The organism is Nostoc sp. NMS2 (assembly GCF_017115105.1).
In the GTDB taxonomy this organism is placed as follows: Bacteria; Cyanobacteriota; Cyanobacteriia; order Cyanobacteriales; family Nostocaceae; genus Nostoc.
In genome coordinates, this window is the sequence record NZ_JABXKH010000061.1 from 82,030 (window position 1) to 104,166 (window position 22,137).

At 43.3% G+C, this 22,137-nt stretch carries 16 protein-coding genes; 7 read left to right on the forward strand and 9 right to left on the reverse strand.

Annotation, left to right across the window (positions count from 1 at the left end):
- Positions 1-124: 124 nt before the first annotated feature.
- From HWQ36_RS12055 to HWQ36_RS12065, 3 genes are all read right to left on the reverse strand, one after another.
- A complete protein-coding gene (locus tag HWQ36_RS12055; RefSeq protein ID WP_292702490.1) occupies positions 125-3,709 on the reverse strand; it encodes an AAA-like domain-containing protein in 3,585 nt (1,194 codons plus the stop codon).
- The gene (locus HWQ36_RS12060; protein ID WP_292702492.1) at positions 3,702-5,237 is read right to left on the reverse strand and encodes an AAA-like domain-containing protein; all 1,536 of its coding nucleotides are present in this window, start codon (positions 5,235-5,237) and stop codon (positions 3,702-3,704) included. Before HWQ36_RS12060 ends, HWQ36_RS12055 begins: the two co-directional genes overlap by 8 nt.
- An 881-nt stretch (positions 5,238-6,118) precedes the next feature.
- Positions 6,119-6,718, reverse strand: a complete 600-nt coding sequence (locus tag HWQ36_RS12065; protein WP_292702494.1) for a hypothetical protein — start codon at positions 6,716-6,718, stop codon at positions 6,119-6,121.
- A gap of 337 nt (positions 6,719-7,055) precedes the next feature.
- Here HWQ36_RS12065 and HWQ36_RS12070 point away from each other — a divergent pair, with 337 nt between their 5' ends.
- The gene (locus HWQ36_RS12070) at positions 7,056-7,976 is read left to right on the forward strand and encodes a lysylphosphatidylglycerol synthase domain-containing protein (protein WP_292702496.1); all 921 of its coding nucleotides are present in this window, start codon (positions 7,056-7,058) and stop codon (positions 7,974-7,976) included.
- A 13-nt stretch (positions 7,977-7,989) separates the two neighbouring features.
- On the opposite strand, the gene HWQ36_RS12075 is transcribed toward HWQ36_RS12070, so the two are convergent.
- Entirely contained in the window at positions 7,990-9,309 is a 1,320-nt protein-coding gene (locus tag HWQ36_RS12075; RefSeq protein ID WP_292702499.1) for a hypothetical protein, read from the reverse strand.
- A gap of 1,333 nt (positions 9,310-10,642) precedes the next feature.
- Here HWQ36_RS12075 and HWQ36_RS12080 point away from each other — a divergent pair.
- From HWQ36_RS12080 to HWQ36_RS12095, 4 genes are all read left to right on the forward strand, one after another.
- Positions 10,643-10,855, forward strand: coding sequence for an NAD(P)H-quinone oxidoreductase subunit L (locus HWQ36_RS12080; RefSeq protein ID WP_292702501.1), 213 nt, complete (start codon positions 10,643-10,645; stop codon positions 10,853-10,855).
- A 25-nt stretch (positions 10,856-10,880) separates the two neighbouring features.
- Positions 10,881-11,192: a DUF3007 family protein gene (locus tag HWQ36_RS12085; RefSeq protein WP_094340472.1), complete on the forward strand. Its 312-nt coding sequence runs from the start codon at positions 10,881-10,883 to the stop codon at positions 11,190-11,192.
- A gap of 85 nt (positions 11,193-11,277) precedes the next feature.
- Positions 11,278-12,096, forward strand: coding sequence for a tryptophan synthase subunit alpha (gene trpA / locus HWQ36_RS12090; RefSeq protein WP_292702508.1), 819 nt, complete (start codon positions 11,278-11,280; stop codon positions 12,094-12,096).
- A 241-nt stretch (positions 12,097-12,337) separates the two neighbouring features.
- Complete coding sequence (locus tag HWQ36_RS12095) at positions 12,338-13,000, forward strand: heterocyst differentiation related protein (protein ID WP_292702511.1); 663 nt, start codon at positions 12,338-12,340, stop codon at positions 12,998-13,000.
- A gap of 238 nt (positions 13,001-13,238) precedes the next feature.
- Here HWQ36_RS12095 and HWQ36_RS12100 read toward each other — a convergent pair whose 3' ends face one another.
- Positions 13,239-15,128: a serine/threonine protein kinase gene (locus HWQ36_RS12100; protein WP_292702513.1), complete on the reverse strand. Its 1,890-nt coding sequence runs from the start codon at positions 15,126-15,128 to the stop codon at positions 13,239-13,241.
- Between the two features lie 163 nt (positions 15,129-15,291).
- Between HWQ36_RS12100 and HWQ36_RS12105 the strand changes: the two genes are divergently transcribed.
- The gene (locus HWQ36_RS12105) at positions 15,292-15,780 is read left to right on the forward strand and encodes a hypothetical protein (RefSeq protein WP_163932840.1); all 489 of its coding nucleotides are present in this window, start codon (positions 15,292-15,294) and stop codon (positions 15,778-15,780) included.
- 78 nt (positions 15,781-15,858) lie between these two features.
- Here HWQ36_RS12105 and HWQ36_RS12110 read toward each other — a convergent pair whose 3' ends face one another.
- The 3 genes from HWQ36_RS12110 to HWQ36_RS12120 form a co-directional block, all read right to left on the reverse strand.
- Positions 15,859-17,091, reverse strand: a complete 1,233-nt coding sequence (locus tag HWQ36_RS12110) for an RNA-guided endonuclease TnpB family protein (protein WP_292702520.1) — start codon at positions 17,089-17,091, stop codon at positions 15,859-15,861.
- Between the two features lie 206 nt (positions 17,092-17,297).
- Positions 17,298-17,948 carry a hypothetical protein gene (locus HWQ36_RS12115; protein ID WP_292702522.1) on the reverse strand — a complete coding sequence of 217 codons (651 nt, stop codon included), beginning with the start codon at positions 17,946-17,948 and terminating at the stop codon, positions 17,298-17,300.
- Between the two features lie 201 nt (positions 17,949-18,149).
- Positions 18,150-19,250, reverse strand: a complete 1,101-nt coding sequence (locus HWQ36_RS12120; protein ID WP_292702524.1) for a D-alanine--D-alanine ligase family protein — start codon at positions 19,248-19,250, stop codon at positions 18,150-18,152.
- A gap of 338 nt (positions 19,251-19,588) precedes the next feature.
- Here HWQ36_RS12120 and HWQ36_RS12125 point away from each other — a divergent pair, with 338 nt between their 5' ends.
- Positions 19,589-21,283 (forward strand): NAD-binding protein, encoded by a 1,695-nt coding sequence (locus tag HWQ36_RS12125; protein WP_292702526.1) that lies wholly within the window; start codon positions 19,589-19,591, stop codon positions 21,281-21,283.
- 188 nt (positions 21,284-21,471) lie between these two features.
- Here the strand turns inward: HWQ36_RS12125 and def are convergent, their stop codons facing one another.
- Entirely contained in the window at positions 21,472-22,002 is a 531-nt protein-coding gene (def, locus tag HWQ36_RS12130) for a peptide deformylase (protein WP_292702529.1), read from the reverse strand.
- Positions 22,003-22,137: the final 135 nt, after the last annotated feature.

Sequence of the window (22,137 nt, forward strand, 5' to 3'; positions counted from 1 at the left end):
GAAGCTTTGCTTGTTCGTGGTGTCTGGCAGATTTATCGCACTATCATCATAAAATCATACAGGCGATCGCTTTATTCTAGGTTGGGGCGATCGCTCATTACTAAAATCTCTCCACGTCACCGCGTCACCTGCCTGTGCCAATATCATCACATAGATGGCGATCGCTCTCACTCACATTAGAGTTATTTTGCAAATAATCGCGCACCCAAGCACAACCCTTAACCATTAAATCATCCAAATTGAGATTCCACAGGATCACCGTGTTGTCATCACTGGCAGAGGCAATGGTTTGACCGTCGGGGCTAAATGCCACACTATTAACTGAATCGCCATCACCTTGTAGAGTTTGTAAGAGTTGCCCGTTACGATTCCACAGCTTCACTGTGTTGTCATCACTAGCAGAGGCAATGGTTTGACCATCGGGGCTAAATGCCACGCTATTAACTGAATTGCTATGACCTAGGAAAGTTTGTAAAAGTTTCCCGTTGCGAGTCCACAACTTCACCATACTGTCCCAACTGGCAGAGGCAATGGTTTGACCGTCGGGGCTAAATGCTACGCCCAAAACCGGAACCCTAGTACGTTGGAGAGTTTGTAAGAGTTGCCCGTCGCGATTCCACAGGTTTACCGTTGCCTGCCAATTGGCAGAGGCAATAGTTTGACCGTCGGGGCTAAATGCTACGCTAGTAACTGAATCGCCATCACCTTGGAGAGTTTGTAAGAGTTGTCCGTTGCGATTCCATAGCTTTACCGTCTTGTCTGAACTGGCAGAGGCAATGGTTTGACCGTCGGGGCTAAATGCCACGCTATTAACCGAGCTGCTATGACCTAGGAAAGTTTGTAAGAGTTGCCCGTTGCGATTCCATAGCTTTACCGTCTTGTCTGAACTGGCAGAGGCAATGGTTTGACCGTCGGGGCTAAATGCCACGCTATTAACCGAGCTGCTATGACCTAGGAAAGTTTGTAAGAGTTGCCCGTTGCGATTCCACAGCTTCACCGTCTTGTCATAACTGGCAGAGGCAATGGTTTGACCGTCGGGGCTAAATGCCACGCCCCTAACCGAATCGCTATGACCTAGGAAAGTTTGTGACAGTTGCCCCTTGCGATTCCACAACTTCACCGTGTTGTCATCACTGGCAGAAGCAATGGTTTGACCGTCAGGGCTAAATGCTACGCTATTAACCGAATCACTATAACCTGGGAAAGTTTGTAAGAGTTGCCCCTTGCAATTCCACAACTTCACCGTGCTGTCATCACTGGCAGAAGCAATGGTTTGACCGTCAGGGCTAAATGCCAGACTATTAACCGAACTGCTATGACCTTGGAGAGTTTGTAACTGTTGCCCGTTGCGATTCCACAACTTCACCGTGCTGTCATAACTGGCAGAGGCAATGGTTTGACCGTCGGGGCTAAATGCTACGCTATTAACCGAATTACTATGACCTTGGAGAGTTTGTAACTGTTGCCCGTTGCGATTCCACAGCTTCACCGTGCTGTCATAACTGGCAGAGGCAATGGTTTGACCGTCGGGGCTAAATGCTACGCTATTAACCGAATTACTATGACCTTGGAGAGTTTGTAAGAGTTGCCCGTTGCGATTCCACAACTTCACCGTCTTGTCATAACTGGCAGAGGCAATGGTTTGACCGTCGGGGCTAAATGCTACGCTAGTAACCGAATCGCTATGACCTTGGAGAGTTTGTAAGAGTTGCCCGTTGCGATTCCACAACTTCACCGTCTTGTCATAACTGGCAGAGGCAATGGTTTGACCGTCGGGGCTAAATGCTACGCTAGTAACCGAATCGCTATGACCTTGGAGAGTTTGTAAGAGTTGCCCGTTGCGATTCCACAACTTCACCGTCTTGTCATAACTGGCAGAGGCAATGGTTTGACCGTCGGGGCTAAATGCTACGCTAGTAACCGAACTGCTATGACCTTCTAGTCGGTTACGTTCCTTGACTCCATAAATTACCTGCTGGAGTGTGACTAGTGCCAAAACGCGAGTATCTGGTTCTACATTTTTATTTAATGTTTTGAGTCCTTTGCCTGCCTTCAAGCCTGCTACTAAAGCATTAAGTTCTAAATTTAATGCCAGCAGGTTTTGTGATTTGAGGCTATCAACGCGAATTTCCGCATTTATCCGACGTTTATTCGCATCTGCTTTAGCGGCAGTTGCTTCCTGTTCTTTTACCTTGGCAAAATCTCGTTGCTTTTCAGCGTCTGCCTGTCTGTCCTTAGCTAATTGTTCAGCAGTTTTTGTTTTATGAAGTGCATTTGCTAACTCTGTTCCCCTTTCTTCAGCTAATTGTTGTGCAGACTTTGCTTGCTCCTCTCCTTTTTTAGCTCTTTCACTCTGGTGATTAGCAATGTACTTTTGCTTTTGCGCCTCCCTGCGTTGTTCCTCTGCTTTTTTCTGCTGTGTTCCCGCATTTCCAGCTTCTCGCGCTGCCTCATTGCGTTGAGTTTCTGCTTCTAGACGCTGTTTTTTTGCCTCTTTGAGGGCATTTTGGGCAGTCAGACGTTCGCCATTCACATACACAGCCACTCCCGTGATTAAAAGTAAAAATACTACCAACACAACGACAGAAGGCAGTGCTGGTTTAAGCTGCTGCCACCTATCCCGCAAGTTAAACGGCAAATGTTTATTAATCCACTTGTAATCAAAGACTTGCCGATAAATTTGATTCCGCACCCGCAAAACATTATTCTCTCGCCGCACCACTCCCGATAGCTTCAAGTGAGATTTAGCTAAAGACTGCTCCTCATCCACAACCGTCCGCTTACCCCAGCGAATCTCGCGGTAAATTGTCAAAACCTCTGGGTCTGGTGAGCGTTTAGTCAGCATATCCCGCACAAACTGCAAGTTATTGTCTTGCTCACTCATTGAGCCAAAAAATGTGCTGCTCACTATTTTGTCTACAGACGCGATGAATCGCGTCTCTACAATTCTCTCTGCTAATAAGGCACCACAGAGACGCTGCGTTAAATATGGGTGTCCCGCCGTCCACTTCAACACCTGGCGTAATATCTGGTTGGCTTCATTGCTGGGTAATCCTAATCCCTCAGCTAAGGGTAAAGCTTCCTCAAAGGTAAAATCAGTCAAATCTACACGCTGTCCGATATTAAACGGTGTGCGCTTGGCATCGCGGATTAAATCGCCAGGAGTCGCTACCCCCATTAAGACAAAAGAGAGACGGTGAAATTTAGGATTAGTCGCACGGGCAACGTAGAGATAGCGAATTGCTGTATAAAAATCATCGGTAAAATCTAAGCTGAGGGTGGAATCAATTTCATCCACAAAAATCACCACCCGTTCTTCAATCTCAGCCAGTAAAACCTGCTCAAAAAACAGCGTTAGCCGTTGCGATACCCCTAAATGCTCGTGTTGTTGCCACCAACTCATTACATCTGTATCAAACATGAGTTGGTCATCTAGCTTAACCAAAAAGCCAAAATACCACTGTTCCAGTGTGACTTGTGCCCCCAATTCCTGAAGGTCAACAATTACCGAGCGAATTCCCTCATCCGTTAGCGTTTGCGCCGTGCGTACCATCAGGCTAGACTTACCCATTTGGCGCGGCGTGAGAACATAGGCGAAAATTGCTGACCGACACAAACCGAGCAATTCTTCATCGGCTTGACGGGGAATGTAAATCCCACCGCCAGCTTGTACCGTCCCGCCTACGGTGTAAATGCTTTGATTAGCCACGCAGATGCTCCCGGAAATAATCAGTGTAAAGTTGACAACGGGGAAACACTACACGCCCTTCCCGGCGCACTAAACCTGCACCCCGTAAGCGGAAAAAGATGCGCTCGTCTTCACAGGTGTTCTGGCGAATTATTTGGAACATACCTTGAACTAACTCCTGTTTGTTATGCAGCCGGAAGAGGTGGTTACGCAGATGATTACCAAAGGGGCCATTTTCTGCGATCGCATTGGCAAATAATTCGGTAGGATAGAAGCGATCGCTAGCAACTGAATACAGGGCAAGGCGTACTAAGTAAGGATGTCCACCTAGCAACGCTATTAATTGCTTTTCTTCGCTAGCGTTGAAGGGTGAACCATGACGGCGGTTTAAATCAGCAACCTGTGCTGCTGTAAAGTCTTCTAAGTCAATTACTAACCCAACATTAAAGGGGGATTGGTTGAGATTATCAATTAGCTGGTAGGGTTCGGTGGAAGTAACCAGCGCTAAATCCAGTTGCTTCCAGATGGGAGTAGTGGCGCGGCTATTGTGCCAGCTTCGCAGCATTCCAAAGAAATCAGAGCGAAAATCGGTATCAAAGACCCTTTCCACCTCATCCATCGCTAAGACAAGGGGGTTGCCAAACTCCTTCAACAAATAGCGGCCTACATAGCGGGTGCAACGCTGACTATTGCCCAAAGGCATATTCCAATACTCATCAACTTTGTCTGTCATTTCCAGTTCATCGGTTAACCAAGTACAAAACTGGCGAAAGAAAAGGTCAGCATTAGTTAAGGCCGCTTTATCAAATAATTGGAAATCCAGCAAAGCAACCCGCTTACCTGCATTCACAGCAGTATTAATTGTGCGGATTAACAGGGAACTTTTGCCCATTTGCCGGGGGCCTTTAATTGTAATTGTCACACCTTGCCGCTCAATAGTCTCTAAGGTAAGTGCATCAGATGAGCGTTCCACGTAAAAAGCAGATTGCGATTCCATAGTCCCTTCGGGCATTTCCAGCGAGACTGGCTGTGCTGAAGGAAAGGGATGGGGTAAGAGTGAGGGCTGACTTATCTGGAGTAAATCTGCTTTTGATTTTTCTTCACTGATAGCCAATGCACCACCAGAGACAGCCTGTAACAACTCTGCAATTAGGTGCGGCGTATCTTCTGCATCTTTCCAGAATGCCCAGTTAATGCCATTTAAGTAAGCACTCAAAGGATACAAAAACGGTTCTTGATACGCCAGACGCACCGGGAGAATTATGGGTCGTCCTTCTTGTGATTTTGCCAAGTGGTATGCTGTCTCTATCTCTGCTACCACCATCTCGCTGCTGGTTGACAAGGCTGAAAGGAAAGTAATCAAAAAATCAGCTTGGCGGATTTCTGCTTCAATACGTTCAGCCCAGCGTGTACCAACGGACATTGTTTGGTCGATAAAGACTTTGTGTTGCTGCGATAGTGCCTGGAAGACTTGCAGCGCTACCGGTTCATCTGGGCTAGCATTACGCTTGTAGCTGATGAAGATGCGTTTAGCCTGTGAGTTTAACATTACTATTAACCTTGTCTTCCTTCAGCCTTTTGATTGGAAAAGCTTATCTAGTTGCGAGTCAATTTTGTACAGAAGTTGGGTAATTCTGTGATTCGTCATCCAAGGGCAGTTTTTCCCTATTTCGAGAATTAGCTGAACAAATTAGGATTGTATTCACAGCGCTATCAATTTAGTTACACTCTACTACAGCGCAGTTGCAGGCAATTACCGACAGCACAAAAAAATTGCTCACGGAGTTCAAAGGCTCGTTAACGGAGTTCAAAGACTCGTTAACGGAGTTCAAAGACTCATTAGGGACTTCCAAATAAAAAAATATTCAACTACTTCTTGTGGGGTGGCATTGGTGTCAACTTAACGTAAAACCCTCGCAATGGCGTTATACCAAGTTCACTCAACTACTAATCATGCCCTCGCAACCCCACCCCGCTTTTGTCTAGCGACAAAATCTCCCCTCCCCGTTCACGGGGAGGGGATTAAGGGGAGCCAGTGCGGTGCTTGGGGTCTCCCCCGCCGCAGGATGCGCGAAGCGCTGTAGTGGAGCATCTGGCGTGTGGGGTAAAATGACCGTGGAATAAGCTTTCTGACTTAAGTTGACACCAATGGCTTTTCGGCCCACCCCACAAGATTGGGTAATTTATTTGTTGGAAATCCCTTAGACATCTGGTAAAAAATGAATGTAGAGACGTAGCAGTGCTACATCTCTACAATGGTTCTGAATAACGCATATTTAATTTCTAGAGATATCTATGTAATAGAGTTCAAGGGAATTAAACCCACCTAAAAACCAAACAAAGCCTGTGTAGGCAGGCTTTGCTTAGGTAGCCCCAAACTAAAGGTGTGTGGGCGCTTTCATATTTTTGCAAAAGATTGAATAACTAATTTCAATCAGCGTTTCTGACTGCTCCCTTCACTGCATCGCCTGCATCTTCGGCTGTGCGTTTAACATTTTTACCAGCATCCTCAGCCCCACGCTGAACATTTTTTGTCACGTCTTCAGCTGCATTTTGGGTATTACCCTTGAGATTTTCAAATCCACGCTGAGTCCCCTTAACAACACCTTTGCGAACTTCTTCGGCTGAACTGCCGATATCTTCACCCAGGTTCTTTACTCTTTCACCAAGGGGTGTCCCTTGCTGAAAATTCTTGCCATATTGCTCTCGGCTGTCAATTCCCTTCTGTTCAATATTTTTTTGAGCATTTTTCGCTAGCGCATCAGCTCTGTCATTAGCTGCCTTTTCATCTCTTGCTCTGGGGTCTACATCACTAAAATTATTCATCCCACCGGCGGGAGAGGAGAGAGGATAATCTTTTGTAGGATCATATCGTTTTATATTAGGTGCTTGATCGCCAGGTTGTGGTGGTTGTGTTGCTACTCCTGGGGCACCGCAAGCCTGTGTCATAAATAGAAAGATTCCTGCTAAAAAAACAGTTAAAACTTTCAGGGGACGAATGTTTTTCAGCCAAGTCATTGCTTTTTTCATAATTATCACTCCTTGCATTTTTGTGACTAAGTTAAAGTTTAACCAAGATTGCATTTGGAATTAGTTTTGTATTCCCAGCATTCAGAAAAATAATAACCTTAATTAAGAATATAAATAATTAAATCAGTTTTACCTCTAGCGCAAGTCACATTTTTATGAGTACTAAAGGAATAATTTTATCTAACTCTAGGGAGATATAAATTAAAATAATATAGTTGTTGTAGAAAGAGCTACATTAACCTGTTTTATATTTCAAAAGCTTTGGATATATAGCTGATGTCCCATAAAATTTGAGGTTTTGAGCTTTTGTTGCTCTCACCATTAAATTACTAAATTCATGAAGCAATTTTTACGCTGGATAATTTTGGGGGGAACGCTGTTTTTTTTAGCGAAAGCCTTGATGGATAATTGGATTGGAGTGACTACTATCCGCATTGATGGGGTAGGATGGGCAATTATAGCGATCGCTACAGGCGTAACTTTACTAGCGCATACTTGGGCAGGCTGGATCTGGACTTGGATTCTGCAAGAGTTAAATCAACCTGTATCATCTCGCCAATTTATCCAAGTTTACCTCAAAACGAACATCGCTAAGTATTTACCAGGTAATATCTGGCATTACTACGGGCGAATTGTCGCCGCCAAAAATGCCAATGTTTCTGGCGGTGCAGCCACCTTAAGCGTTTTGCTAGAACCCCTACTCATGCTAGCGGCTGCTTTAATCATCATTGTCATCAGCAGTAGCCAATTTGCGGCAGCTAATACTACCCTTGTTATCCAAGTACTACAATTATTGAGTTTAGCTGTAGTTCTTTGTGCAATTCATCCCCGGTTTTTAAACCCAGTTATTCGCTTTTTGTACAGATTGAAAGCAAAAAAGTCTACTGCTACCACTCAACCAACTGTTCCCTTCAGTCTTAAAAGCTATCCCCTACGCCCTTTATTAGGAGAATTGGGCTTTATGGGACTACGCGCCACTGGGTTTATATTAACTATATCCGCCTTGGGTTCGTTGAACGTGAATCAAATTCCTTTGTTGTTAGGGGCTTTTAGTTGCGCTTGGTTGTTGGGGCTTGTGATTCCGGGTGCGCCTGGTGGGTTAGGTGTGTTTGAAGCGACTGCGTATGAACTTTTACGACACCACTTTCCATCTGCCCTAGTATTCAGTGCGATCGCTCTATATCGCCTCATTAGTATTTTAGCTGAAACTGCGGGTGCTGCGATCGCTTACTTATACGAACGCCTTGCTAAATCATAAAATTAGGCAAAACTCATTTGTGTCTATCTACTTTCATCTGTGAAAACACACGATAACCATCCAGATTAAACTGTGGATTACTGCTTTGTTCTTCTTCCATCTTAATCAAGTTATACTCTACATTTTCTGCATAAATTGCAAACGTGATATTAAAAATCTCCATAAAATGGATTACGCCTTTACATTCATCTTCAGGATAGTTTTCATAAAAACGAATCAGATGAGCAATCCGGGTTTCTAAATGACGACGGGAATTTTTACAAATTAGAATAATCTTTAAAAGTATAATTACCAATGTTAGAGCATGACCTTGAGCAATTAATAAGATAAATAAGGATGAAGGTGCTTTACCATTTTCTATTGTCAAGCAATCAATTACTCGATTACAGGTTCTCAAAAGCAATTCTTTAGTGATAATTTCCTGATTATAATCCTTCTTCCATAATGATAAAATATCTATAAACTGCTGCTTCCAAGTCTCGACTGATTCTTGTTTGCCTACAGAAAGAAATAGATATTTTTCGAGATTAATTTTAAATTCTTCTAGAGTCTGATTTTGAGTTTGTTTGATAAATATATGGGCAATATTCTCATGACTAAAAACACCTCTTTTTAAAACGATTGCTTTGATTAAACGTAGAGCCTGATCTCCCAAAACACTAGGATTTTTATAGCGTGTTGTGCTTGAAATGGCAGATTGAGAACGAGCAATATACATTGCCAGTTCAAACTTAAATTTTTCTTTTATCTGTTTAGAAAGCTTTCTAGCAGCCTCTTGTTGCTCTATGGGATTATTTTTATTAACAGATTGATCGATTAATAAATAAGAACTATAGCGATTAGCCCAATGACCTTTAGATGATTCATCATATTTAGCAGCAAATAATTTCAATTCTTGGTAGTCTTTACTGTTGACAAAATTCTCTAACCAAGCTTTACAAATCTTTACTATTGGAGCATTATTGTCCTTTATCTTGAGATTTTCATTAACAAATAAATTAACTAATTCTTGGATATATTTGTCTTTTCGGTTAGTTTTCCAATTATTTACTATGATGTAGCAACACCGTTTTAGTGTATTACATAACTCTTGCTCATTATCATCTAAAAAAATACTATATATTCCTGGAATATAATCTGAATCTTCTGAATCAAGACCATCTAAAAATAAACCTTTGAATTCTCGTAAAACATCATCTGGCGACAGTTTTTTGACAATTTCTACGAAGAAGCAATAAACCTCTTCTTGTGCAATTTGCACATTTATCTGTCTAGAGTTGGACGTAACACTGTGGGGATTTTCCTGACTAATTGATAAACTATTAACGTTCATTCCAGTTATCAGGATAAAAAGGCTTCCTGTTCATATTATTACCAGCTTAACCTTGGTGAACAGTAGCATCAATCTATTTTTCTGAAATTCAGCAATCTTTTTACACAAATTTGATAAAATCTGACCATAAATAAAGTATTAAATCCAAATTGTTTAATACTTCATCAAAAAGCACGGTAAAATTACTTAAACCACGTCTATCTTGAAACTTGTAGTTCAACTCTAATGAATAAGGATTTGCCCTCATCCCCCAACCCCTTCTTCCAGATATGGGATTCGGGGAGCTAGAATTTCAAAGTCCCTTTCCCAGAGATGGGAGAGGGATTTAGGGTGAGGGCGAAAACTACGGTTCTCAACTTAGATGAGGTTTAAGTAGGTCGGCGCAATTAAAGCTAACTGGCTAAGGCTGTCATTTGTAAAGGTTTTAAGCCTATTGACGTTTCGTAACATACTTGGGTTTTTTCGCGCCAAGTTACTTAGTTTCAAGAATTAAGTCCAATATAAAACTAAATAGGCGAGTTGATTTACCATTAAATACAACTCGCCTATACCTTAATATAGGAGCCTTTTGGCATTTTCAATTTTTAGTGGGGGTGGAGGGACTTGAACCCACACGACCTTTTACGGTCAACGGATTTTCATCCTCCTGCAGTTTTCACTGCTGCCTGATGACAATAGCCAAATCAGGTTTTGAGAATTGGACTCTCCCTTTACCCTCGACTTAACGTTAGGGTAGCTCCCGTCGGGTCTCTGCACCTTACCTCAATTTTGGGTTTTTGATTTTGAATTGAAAACTAATCACAAATCTAAAATCGCAAATCTAAAATTTTTGGGCTTGGCTCAGGATTGCCATGTCTGTCGCCAGATTTAGGTTTCCCTGAGTTTGAGAGCTTCCACTTGAGGGATTTCTCCTTCAAGGCTCAGTTATCTAAGTCCGTAGCGTCTACCATTCCGCCACACCCCCGCAGGTGTTTGGCAATTAACTAGTATAAATCTAGTTATTTTTTGGAGGCAGCAAATACCGCCTTATCTATTCCACCATCAATTGTGTCTTTTGTCCAACTAGATTGAAAATATTTTTTCTAGATTGTGCGATCGCTTCCCAAATCAGAAGTTTTTTTCGTAATCAACCCAGATTAGTTTTCCACCTTGTGTGACTAAAGCATTTGTTTGCTAGTAGATTTACGATGATAGCATCAAATTACCTTTTATCAATCAATCTGGATAAAAAAAGGAATTCTGGCGTAGTAATCTTGAAAGCATCATGATTATACTTCCCTCAGTTTGGCTGTTCAGCATATCATGGAAAACAGATGCTTAGACCAAAAAAGTTATGATTGTCGCCCTGCTATATCTGATTTTGGCTGGAGCTTACCTTCTGGTAATCCCCATTGCTATATTGTTCTACCTGAAGCAGCGTTGGTATGTAGCTAGCTCCATCGAGCGTTTGTTGATGTACTTTTTGGTGTTTTTCTTTTTTCCGGGTTTGTTGGTTCTATCGCCGTTTGCAAATTTCCGACCCCAACGGCGACAAGTTCAAGTTTAACGAGAATTGGTAGGTCATAACTCTCATGCGACGGATTGACGCTATTGGAATTGGCTTAGGTGTTTTTATTGCCGGCGGCTTGGCTTATCTAGGATTGCAGCTAGTCGGTTTGGATACTCAAAAAGCTGGTATATGGAGCCAAGTCTTACTAGTCAGTGGGTTAATTGGCTGGTTAGCGACCTATTTTTTCCGTGCGGTGGGACAAAAAATGACCTACCACCAACAACGGGAACAATATGAGCAAGACTTTCTGCAAAAGAGGCTAGATGAGCTTACTCCCGAAGAACTAGCACGAATTCAAGCCGAAATTGAACAAGAAGAGCAATCACAGGTGTAAAGTTATCATTGGTCAGTTGTCGTTTGTTAGTTACAAATGACCAATGACCAATGACCAATGACCAATGACTAATGACTAATGACTAATGACTGCAATTTCTGATTGCTTTGAAACCCTTGGGCGGAATCATGAGTGCGCTCTGATTCCGTTTATTACTGCTGGCGATCCAGATTTAGAAACAACAGCAAAAGCTTTGCAGGTTCTAGATCGGAGTGGAGCCGATATTATTGAACTGGGCATACCTTATTCCGATCCCTTGGCTGATGGGCCAGTGATTCAAGCTGCTGCTACCCGCGCCCTGCAAAGGGGGACAAAATTGGAGCAGGTGCTGGAAATGTTGCAAGGGATTACTCCCAAATTGCGATCGCCTATTGTCCTATTTATGTATTACAACTCAATTTTGCACCGAGGGATTGAAAAATTTCTTCAGCAAATTGCTGCTGCTGGGGTAGCAGGATTAGTAGTACCTGACTTACCCTTAGAGGAAGCAGCAGGCTTGCTCCAAGCGTCTGGTGACATGGGAATTGATGTTATTTTGTTGGTAGCTCCCACCAGTGATGCTGAACGAATAGAAGCGATCGCTCATTCATCCCAAGGATTTATTTATTTAGTCAGTGTTACAGGAGTAACAGGGGTGCGATCGCAACTGGAAAACCGCGTGTCCGATTTACTCAAACAGATTCGTGGTGTTACTGATAAACCCATCGGTGTAGGCTTTGGCATCTCGGAAGCGGCACAAGCCCGTCAGGTCAAGGAATGGGGCGCAGATGGTGCGATCGTGGGCAGTGCTTTTGTAAAACGGTTAGCAGAAGGCACACCAGAGCAAGGACTTTCGGCGATCGCCCAATTTTGCCAAAGCCTCAAGGCAGCCATCAAAACCAGCACAAATACTCCTCTTGATTAGAACGGAAAAGTAGATTAAAAAGTATAACAGCGCAGTTTTTCTATCCTTGTTTGGTAGACAATTTGACCATTATGGTTTTGAATATTAACATCAGATATCATGATGTAAAAAAACTAGCTGATCCGGTCGCTTATAGTTTGAGTATTATGTGAAGTCAAGTAGGCATAATTTATGAGTGTGAGTGTGAGAGTGAGTCAGTCACAAATGATTATAGTTACGTCGCAATTGAGGAGCAAAAGCGATGAGTGAGAGTATGGCGTTTATCGGCGGGGTCGCCGTAGCTGGGCTGGCGGCTCTCGTATTGCTCAAAGGAACAAATACCCCCCTACAACCTAACTTTGCTGTTGCTCCGCAAATGCCAGGGACTGTAGTAGCGCCGGGAATACAGTCACCAATGTATCCTTATGGCCCTTATGGGCAACCAATGTATCCCAATCCGAATCAGCCACCGACTGCTACCAGTGCCGACCAGCGTCTGGAGATGGAAAAGCTGAATACGCAGATGCAGCTGGAGCGTTTAAAGAACGACAATGAACAGTTGAAGTACCAAAATCAACAACTCCAAGGACAAGTTCAAAATTTCAATACTCAGCAGCAGTGGCAACAAGCCCAGCAGTATAACCAACAAAAAGTAGCAACACCCCAGCCGCAAACCTCTTGGTGGTCTTCACCCATGCTTTGGGCTGTGGGAGGCGCAACTCTGACTATTGGTGGTGGTATTGTCGTCGCTGGAGTATTAGCTTTGTTCTCGCCACGGCAGCGTCCAGCCCGTACTGTACAAGTGATTCACCCCTACCAAGGAAATACACCGCCCTTGGTTCCAGTCCGTCGCGCTGAGTTTTTGCCTGCTTCGCGGATGGAAGCAAGACGAGTTGAAGCCCCAGAATACGACGAAATGCATTAATCGGGAAAATAAAACCACAAATAATCAAATAGAGGGGGGAAGGAGGCGAGAGTCGCTTGCCTCATTCCCCCCTCACCCACGTATGATTATCATTTTCAATCAGACTATTTTGAGTATTTTAACTGATTGACAAAAGGCGCTTAATGTTAGCTTCTCACCAATGGTGCATAGCTGATTATCCTTTAGATAGTGAATTATAGCGGTTTTCGGTCTAGTGAAGTACGATTTTGACCTCTGATTACTGTGGGTTTGCCTTAGTATTGGGATTCTCTGTATTAGCAGGTTGGTTAGTATCGGGAAGTTTCTGTTGGTTATTCTTCTGATTACCTTGATTTTCTAGTTTAGTTAGTGCCTGCTTTGCCAAATTTTCGGCTGCTTGTTTAAATAATGGTTCTATTTTGTTTCGCCAGTATTTAGTATTAGGCAATTTTTCTGGATGGTTTCTATAATCTAAAACTTTATCCCATTTACCATCATCTATTGCTTTATTGATCTCATTAGATAACGCCTCTGCTTTGGCCCAATCGTCCTGCCACTGGGCAATCATTTTGCCCGTCTCTTGGATACCAGAAGCAGCATTTGCTGGAATTGATCTTAAAAGTGCGATCGCTCCAACTATATCTCCTGATTCATACTTCTGTCTTGCTTGCTCTATAATATTGGCACTGTTATCATTAGGCTGCGATCGTTCTGATTTGTCCACATCGTCAGTTGACCCCTTCGGCTTTTCTGGTAAGGGAGTTGCTACATCCCTAGATTTTGCTTTTGGCTTGGGAGTCGGTCGAGTCGCAATCAAGCTACTATCATTTACTGTTTTAGTTGCAATACCTTTTTCGCGCAGGCAAGAAGCCCATTCTTGATTATTGGTTATTACATCCGAGTATGCCCAAGCCAAACGACCAGATTTAAGTTTAACTTCTATCCAACCTCGTTTTGTGCGCTTGCCAGTCACCTCGAAATTGGTGTTATCGGCAACTGTTTGCAAAATATTATCAGAATTTATCGAACTAGGTTCAGAACGGATATTAGAATTTCCGACGACAACAGCCGAGCATTTGTTTGCTAAGGTAGTATCCTGACCTGTAAGATTTAAAGCTAAATTTTTCACATTTGGATATACATTTGCTACCAAGGCAGCCGCACCACCCGCTAATAATATGCCAATTAATATTGGCCATGGGTCGGATTTACCAGAGTCTTTACGCGCAGGTTTGACAGGATTTGCTGGTGCAACTGCAACCGTTTGCAACCGAGATACTTGAGGTCTAGATTTGATGGATTCTTGAGGTTGAGAAAGTGTAGGGACTGGATTAATCGCATCTTTACATGCTTGCAGAGCTTCCGTGGCGTTTTGGTAGCGGTCTTTGAAGTGATAACGCACCATCTTCGTCAACACTGCCGCCAGTCGGTAGTTTACGGTTACTGATTGCTGCCAAATGATTTCGCCCGTTTCCGCGTCTTCTTGCAATGCTGTTGGCAATAATCCTGTTAGTGCTTGAATGGCGATGATGCCGAGGGAATAAATATCACTGTTAGGGCGGGGTTTACCTTGTCCTTGTTCTGTGGGCATATAGCCAGGAGTGCCGATAACTACTGTGGCAGATGCTTGTCCGCCCACTGTCACCATCTGTGTACGCAGTTGCTTTACCGCCCCAAAGTCCACTAAAACTAACTTATTATCTGAGTCCCGACGGATGATATTATCCGGTTTGATGTCGCGGTGAATCACACCTTGGCGGTGGACAAATTCGAGAATTTCCAGAACTTCTTGTAATAGTTGAATTACTTGGCTTTCACTCCAGCGTTTACCAGGTGTAAGTTCTTCAGCTAGGGTATGTCCTTCAATATATTCTTGTACTAAATAAAATTCTTGGTTTTCATCAAAGTACGCTAGCAGCCTGGGTATTTGGTCATGGTTGCCCAGTTTTTCTAAGGTTTCGGCTTCGCTGTTGAACAGGCGTTTAGCAGTATCAAAAACTCTGGGGTCAGTTCCGGGTTTGAGGTGCTTGACAACGCAAATGGGGTTGCCAGGCCGCCTAGTATCTTGGGCAATATAGGTTTGACCAAATCCTCCCATTGCGAGGACTCGAATTACTTGGTAACGATGGTCTAGTAGCTTGCCTATCATATTCCCTCCCCAGAGTTATTACCTAATTGTCCAGCTGGTAATAAATATCTCCAAATTTTCTTCAATGAAATCCGCTATCTTGAGAAAAGATTTAGATTAAAAACGCAGCTTTTTCATAAACGCAGACTGTTTATTTTTCTTTTAGTGCCCCTGTTTATTACCAATGCCACCGAAAATAACAAATCCAGTTGCATGGCAGCAGGCTGAAATCCTCATGCAACCTGCTTTCATTCGCGTTATCGATAATATCCGCAAGTCCCTTGATGAATCTTCTTGGACGGGAACTTACCATGATGTCCTGATTTGGCCGCCTAGCACCACTGATGAAATCAAAGCATTGGTGACTGAGTTGTTGCAAGCAATGGAAACTGCAACGCCCCAAGAAGCAGATGAAATTAGAGAGACTCTGACTCGTTTGCCGATGCCCCATCCAGGATATCATCTACGTTTGCAGCGTCAACAGCAAGAAGCGAGTATCGATTTGTGGGAATTATGTTATGAGGTGTGTTTTATTGAATACAGCCCACAGAAAGAAGCGGCTGAGATTGATACTAGTTTAATTGATGAACTGGGTGAAGTGGATTGGCTGCGTTTGGATGCTAAAGCAAAGGATTTAGTTGAACAGGCGTTTGCTAAATTGCCAGAAGGATAAATATTAGTAAAGGCACGGTATAACCGTGCCCTAATTCGCAAAAAGTATTATTTTGAAAGGTTTTTGCTTTACAGTGAACTACCCACACTGACTTGGAATACCAAGTACAGTGTCGGCTTCTGTAATCACGGGGGAGTGCCGCAACTTGGACTTTCGTCCTAGCCTTGGTCTTACCTCCCCTCCTACAGCAGAGACGGATGAACCTTCCGCCTTTAGCATTCTGATACCCTCTGCTCTAATGTTCGCGGAAGCGTTTCCATCCCTATCATGATGAGTGCCACAGTGGGGACAAATCCACTCACGGATATCTAACGGCATCTCACCTATTTGATAGAAACAATTAGAACAGAGCTTGGAACTAGGGAACCATCTATCAATCTCAACTAACTTTCCACCATTACGCTCTAGCTTATAGGCTAAAAAATTGGTGAATGTTCCCCAACCCACATCAGATATTGCTTTCGCCAATTTATGGTTACGAACCATGCCCTTGACATGAAGATTCTCCACTATTACAGCTTGGCTATCGCTGACCAACTTATAACTAAGTTTATGTAGAAAATCTTGCCGCGAATTACTAACTCGCTCGTACACTTTGGCAACAACTTTTCTATATCTATTCCTTGACTTGCTCCCCTTGACTTTACGTGCTAATTTTTTCTGCTTCCGTTTGAGGTTTTTCTCATGTTTGGCAAGGTGTTTAGGATTATCGTATTTAGAAACCTTTTCCCCATCGGTTACGACAGCAAAGTGTTTTAGTCCTAAGTCAATGCCATAAATTTTACCTTCTGAAATAACAGGATTCTCACCCTCTATCTCAGTCAAGATAGACACAAGATATTTACCTGATGCAGTTTTGCTCACAGTGACAGTCTTGATTTTCCCCTCAATCTGTCTATGTATTTTGGCTTTGATCACCCCAATATTACCGGGGAGTTTGACCTTGCCATCTACAATTTTGACGTTTTGAGGATACTGAATTGACTGTTTACCATGCTTGGATTTGAACTTAGGAAATCCAGCACGTTTCTCAAAAAAGTTCTTATACGCCGTAGTTAGATTGAGTGTAGTAGCTTGTAAAACTTGACTATAACAATCAGCTAACCAAGCAGTATTTTCAGCTTTTTTGAGCGCAGGAAGAAATGCGTTGAGTGCTACACGGCTAAGTCCCTTGCCCGTTTCCTTATAAGTTTCAATTGACTTATTTAGAGCGTAATTCCACCACCAACGAGCGCAACCAAATGTTTGAGCTAGTTGTATTTCTTGTTCTTTTGATGGATACAAACGCACAAGAACCGCTTTGTGTAACACTTAACATCACCTGCTTGATAGCAGTACTTTACCATAAACTGATATTGCGGTAAAGTCGCTGAATCAAATGATTGGTGATTCCGACGCTTGTTCGCGCAGCGTGCCGTAGGCAAGACTCGCTAACGCTTCGCTATCATACATCTAGTATCCCGCCACTGATTCGGAGTACCAAATTCAGTGGGGGACTTACGGCGTAACAGTTAAATTTAATACTGGCGTAAAATTGCAGACAATGAACTATCTTTACGAAGATCCATCAAGTCTGCCAAAGAATCTGTGCGCGTATCCAAGTGGTGCTTGTGTTCTGCTGGCAGAACCGTCACCAGATGTTTTGCTTTAGGTTGCATCTGCATCATCGGCATCAGTTGTGGCTGTGGCACAAAAATTGGTTGGTTCTTGGGAAGGCGTGGTTCCAATCTTTGGTACTGGCTTTGTGCCAAGCGTGCCTGATGGCGGTTAACCTGTTTTTGGACTTTTTGCGGTTGCGTTTTCCGGTTGAGCATTTTGAAAACGAGTAGAGAACCAGCACCACAACTGAGGACGATCGCAGCCACCATCCATAAAGGTGTAGGATTACTATTCTCAGAGGGCACACTGATTGGTTCTTCAACAATAACTGGGATTGTTTCTGGTTCTTCTTGTGCTACCTGTCCAGCACTACCTAAGCTATACAGGGCAAAGGCACCACCTCCTAAAAACATGGCTAAACACCCAGTTAACAATAGCCAAGGATGATGTGTTACCAGATATATCAGAACATTCGAGCTTTGTTTTAATCTCGATTTCCTGTTTGTCAGCTCTGGAGTAGCCCTTCTGAGTCGGGTTGGCTCGCGCTGTACACTCTGACTTTTTTCCATGATTACTTTCAGATTTGTACCCCTCTAGTCAATAAATTGTACTGGAGGAGTCAAGCATCAGGTATCCGTAACAAAATTTCCGATTCCAGTAGCTTTTTTGTAAAACAGAAGCTACCAAATCCGCCTAACTTTTGTCAAAATTGTGTATTTCTTATGACTTCTTGCCGTAATGCTCTGAAATCAGTTTGCTTATTTTTTCTGTCAGCTAGGAGAATACCTTTCGAGAGCAAGTTGAATTAACCGATCAACTAATTCTGAAAAGGAGACTCCACTATGGGCCCAGAGTTGGGGATACATACTCGTCGCCGTAAAGCCTGGCAACGTATTGATTTCGTTTATCAAAACTTCTTGTGTCGCTTCCACATAGAAGAAATCGACCCTTGCCAATCCCGCAGCATCAACAGCTGCAAAGGCTTGCAAAGCCATGTCCTGAATTTGACGAGCGATCGCATCTGGAATTGGTGCAGGAATCAGTAAATCTGCCCGGCCTTCTGTATATTTAGTTTCATAATCATAAAAATCGCTATCATAACTAATCTCTCCAACGACAGAGGCTTGGGGTTGATCGTTGCCTAAAACAGCACACTCAACTTCCCTGGCGACGACACCAGCTTCGACAACCAGTCTTCGGTCGTAACTGGCGGCATTATCTAAGGCGGCTTCTAATTCTTGGCGCGATCGCACTTTGGCAATACCCACTGATGAACCCAAATTAGCAGGTTTGACAAAAGCAGGATAACCTAATGCTGCCTCAATGTCATCACACAATTTCGGAAACACACAAGGATTAGACCAAACTTGCGCTCTAGTTATCGCTTTATATTTTACCTGTGCTAGTCCCGCTTGCTCAAAGGCAATTTTCATCGCAATTTTATCCATGCCCATTGCCGAACCTAACACCCCAGAACCAACAAAGGGGACTTGCATCAAAGTTAATAACCCTTGAATTGTCCCGTCTTCACCGTTGGGTCCGTGGAGAACGGGAAACCAAATATCCACTTGGGCAACTTGAGAGGGAGATTGCCATTTACTCAGAGTTTGGGTTTGAGGATTGGATGTCAGACTTCCCTCAGAAGTTGATTGTTCAGCTTCCAGAAGCGGACTGCCTGTTTCTAAAACCTTTTGGGGTGCTTCTCCCGCTAACCAGCGTCCATCTTTTTGGATGTAAAAAGGAAGTATTTCGTACTTACCAGCATTTTCCTCTGCACTCAGGGCTTTAGCGATCGCCCGTGCTGATTTGATTGAAACTTCATGTTCTCCCGAACGACCGCCAAACAGTAACCCCACGCGCAGCTTAGTCATTTTCGGTTCCTCGACACTTCTCAAGCAGATAGCGTATCACAACCTACAAAAATTGCCATATTTTTCTATATTATTTTTTTGCCCGTTCAACGAAGAGGCAAGGAGCAAGGGAGGCATTGGGCATGAAGAAGACACAAAGAGACAAGTCAGAGGGGGAAACGGAGAGACTTGTTCAACAATTCCCCTTGTCCCCCTGCTCCCCTGCTCCCCTGCCCCTTCCCCCTACCTCCAATTAAAACAATCGTGTTGTCAGCTACAGTTATATTCCGGGAAAATGGGCAACAATATTGATAAATAACTAGAAATGCAGCCCTACCTGTAAAAGATGCTGCCGTTTCATGAAACCCCGAATTATTGTTTGTGGCTTAGGACGTACCGGATATAAAACCTTTCGTTTGCTGAGACAGCAGGGAGCCTTCGTTGTTGGTATTCATCACCAATCTATCCCTGGTGAAACAGCAGGAGATGTGATTGTTGGCGATTTACAAGCAGCTTCAACCCTAACAGCAGCAGGAATTCAACAGGCACATACTTTAGTCATCGCTGGCTCTAAAGATGCTCTGAATTTGTCTATTATGATGCAAGCGCGGGTGCTGAATCCCCAGATTCGGATTATTAACCGTTTTTATAATACAAATTTGGGCGAGCGCCTAGATCAAAGTTTGCCAGACCATTTGAGTATGAGTGTTGTCGGATTAGCAGCACCCGTATTCACCTTTGCAGCAATGGGAAACCGAGCGATCGGACAAATCAAATTATTTCAGCAAACTTGGCCGATTCATGAAGAATACATTGATGAAAATCACTTCTGGAAAGGTCGAAAGCTGAGTGAATTGTGGGAAGACCGATCGCGGATGCTAATTTATTACTTGCCTGTAAAAGGTGAGATGGATTTGGTATCAGGTGTCATATCTGGACAAGAGATCCAAGTAGGCGATCGCTTAATTATTGGTACACAACCCCGTATCCGTTCTCCCCGGAGATCATTGATTAAAAAACTGCTGAAAGTCCTTACCAATTTTAGGCAGTTTCAGGAACACGGGCGATCGGTATTGGTGGGTGCTGTTGTGTTACTTGCAGTTATTGCGATCGCTACACTCACCTATATGTCGGCTGAGTTGAGTTTATCTCCTGTCGATGCTCTATATTTTTCTGTAGGCATGATTACCGGAGCCGGTGGTAATGACAAAGTAGTAGAAAATGCTCCTAACAGTATTAAGTTATTTACTGTTGTGATGATGTTGGTTGGAGCGGTGGTGATTGGTATTTGGTATGCAATGCTCACCGATTTTGTCTTAGGAAGCCGCTTTAAGCAATTTTGGGATGCAGCCAGAATACCCCAGCGATATCACTACATTGTCTGTGGCTTGAGTGGGATTGGGGTGAGAATTGTCCAGCAACTCCACGCTAGCGGATATGAGGTTGTAGTAGTTGAACCCGACTCCAATAACAAATATATCAACACCGCCCGCGAACTAGGTATCCCCGTCATTCAGGGCGATGCCAGCTTTCGGACAATACTTAAAGCTAGTAATATAGACTCTGCCGCCGCCGTACTTGCTGTTACTAGCAATGATGCTACCAATCTGGAAATTGCCCTCAAAGCCAAAGGCTTGACACCCAGCATTCCAGTGATTGTCCATTATGCCGATCCTGATTTTGCTGGCATAGCACAACAGCTATTTGGCTTCGAGGCCGTACTGAGTCCGGCTGAACTAGCAGCCCCAGCTTTTGCTGCTGCTGCACTAGGGGGACGCATTCTTGGCAATGGCATCACAGCCGATAGTCTTTGGGTAGCTTTTGCAACTGTGATTACACCTTTACACGCCTTTTGTGGTCAGTGGGTGAAAGATGTAGCCATGTCTGCTGACTGTGTACCTTTGTACGTAGAAACAAATCACCAAACCCTTCACGGCTGGGATTTATTAGAGACAAACCTCGGTGCTGGCGATGTTTTATATATGACTATGCCAGCGACAAGGCTATATCAATTGTGGCGAGACGAGCGAGTTTGCGAAACACCGCTTAAATAATTCGTAGTTCGTAATTCGTAATTCGTAATTAATACTTTCCACTCCCCACCCTCATTTATCAAAAAAGTAAAGGTTCAAAACCCCGTCTCTTGTAGGCGAAAAAGTCCTTGTATCTTAAAGGTAGGTAAAAACCCCACCCCTAGTGTCGGGTTTAATTCAATTACGAATTACGAATTACGAATTACGAATTATTTGTTAACTACTCGTTGTTGGTATTCCTGCTCAGTAATCATATCAAGAGTGTTTTCTAGGCGATCAACAAATACGATACCGTCGAGATGATCGGACTCGTGTTGGAAAATCCGAGCGATAAAATCGGTTAATTCTTGCTTTTGTAAATTGCCTTGACAGTCAGTGTATTCCACTTCAATAGATTTATACCGAGGAACTAACCCTCTAATTCCTGGAACACTTAAACAACCTTCCCAATCTTTGATAACTTCAGTTGAATTAGCAATGATTTTGGGATTAATCATAGCAGTAGGTTCCATTTCCGGCGCGTTTGGATACCTCGCATTAGGACGGGAAGCCACAATAAATAAACGATAAGATTGTGCTACTTGAGGCGCAGCAATTCCCACGCCGTTAGCTTTGGCAACAGTGGTAATTAAGTCTTCAATTAATTTTTGGATATGCTCATCTTGAATATTCTCAACCCAAGCAGCTTTTTGGCGCAATGTTGGATTGCCTAATTGAATGATTGGTGCTAATTCAGTCATGATGAAAATATTTTGGGGAATGGGGAGTGGGGAGTAAGGGACAAGGGGACAAGGGAGACAAGGGAGACAAGGAGGACAAGGGGGAATTATTGAACAAGTCTAATGACAAATGACCAATGAGAAATGACCAATGAC

Coding starts and splice junctions, on each gene's coding strand:
- HWQ36_RS12060 (WP_292702492.1), bottom strand. CDS start 5,237: ATGTTAAACTCACAGGCTAAACGCATCTTCATCAGCTACAAGCGTAAT.
- HWQ36_RS12065 (WP_292702494.1), bottom strand. CDS start 6,718: ATGAAAAAAGCAATGACTTGGCTGAAAAACATTCGTCCCCTGAAAGTT.
- HWQ36_RS12070 (WP_292702496.1), top strand. CDS start 7,056: ATGAAGCAATTTTTACGCTGGATAATTTTGGGGGGAACGCTGTTTTTT.
- HWQ36_RS12075 (WP_292702499.1), bottom strand. CDS start 9,309: ATGAACGTTAATAGTTTATCAATTAGTCAGGAAAATCCCCACAGTGTT.
- HWQ36_RS12080 (WP_292702501.1), top strand. CDS start 10,643: ATGATTGTCGCCCTGCTATATCTGATTTTGGCTGGAGCTTACCTTCTG.
- HWQ36_RS12085 (WP_094340472.1), top strand. CDS start 10,881: ATGCGACGGATTGACGCTATTGGAATTGGCTTAGGTGTTTTTATTGCC.
- trpA (WP_292702508.1), top strand. CDS start 11,278: ATGACTGCAATTTCTGATTGCTTTGAAACCCTTGGGCGGAATCATGAG.
- HWQ36_RS12095 (WP_292702511.1), top strand. CDS start 12,338: ATGAGTGAGAGTATGGCGTTTATCGGCGGGGTCGCCGTAGCTGGGCTG.
- HWQ36_RS12100 (WP_292702513.1), bottom strand. CDS start 15,128: ATGATAGGCAAGCTACTAGACCATCGTTACCAAGTAATTCGAGTCCTC.
- HWQ36_RS12105 (WP_163932840.1), top strand. CDS start 15,292: ATGCCACCGAAAATAACAAATCCAGTTGCATGGCAGCAGGCTGAAATC.
- HWQ36_RS12115 (WP_292702522.1), bottom strand. CDS start 17,948: ATGGAAAAAAGTCAGAGTGTACAGCGCGAGCCAACCCGACTCAGAAGG.
- HWQ36_RS12120 (WP_292702524.1), bottom strand. CDS start 19,250: ATGACTAAGCTGCGCGTGGGGTTACTGTTTGGCGGTCGTTCGGGAGAA.
- HWQ36_RS12125 (WP_292702526.1), top strand. CDS start 19,589: ATGAAACCCCGAATTATTGTTTGTGGCTTAGGACGTACCGGATATAAA.
- def (WP_292702529.1), bottom strand. CDS start 22,002: ATGACTGAATTAGCACCAATCATTCAATTAGGCAATCCAACATTGCGC.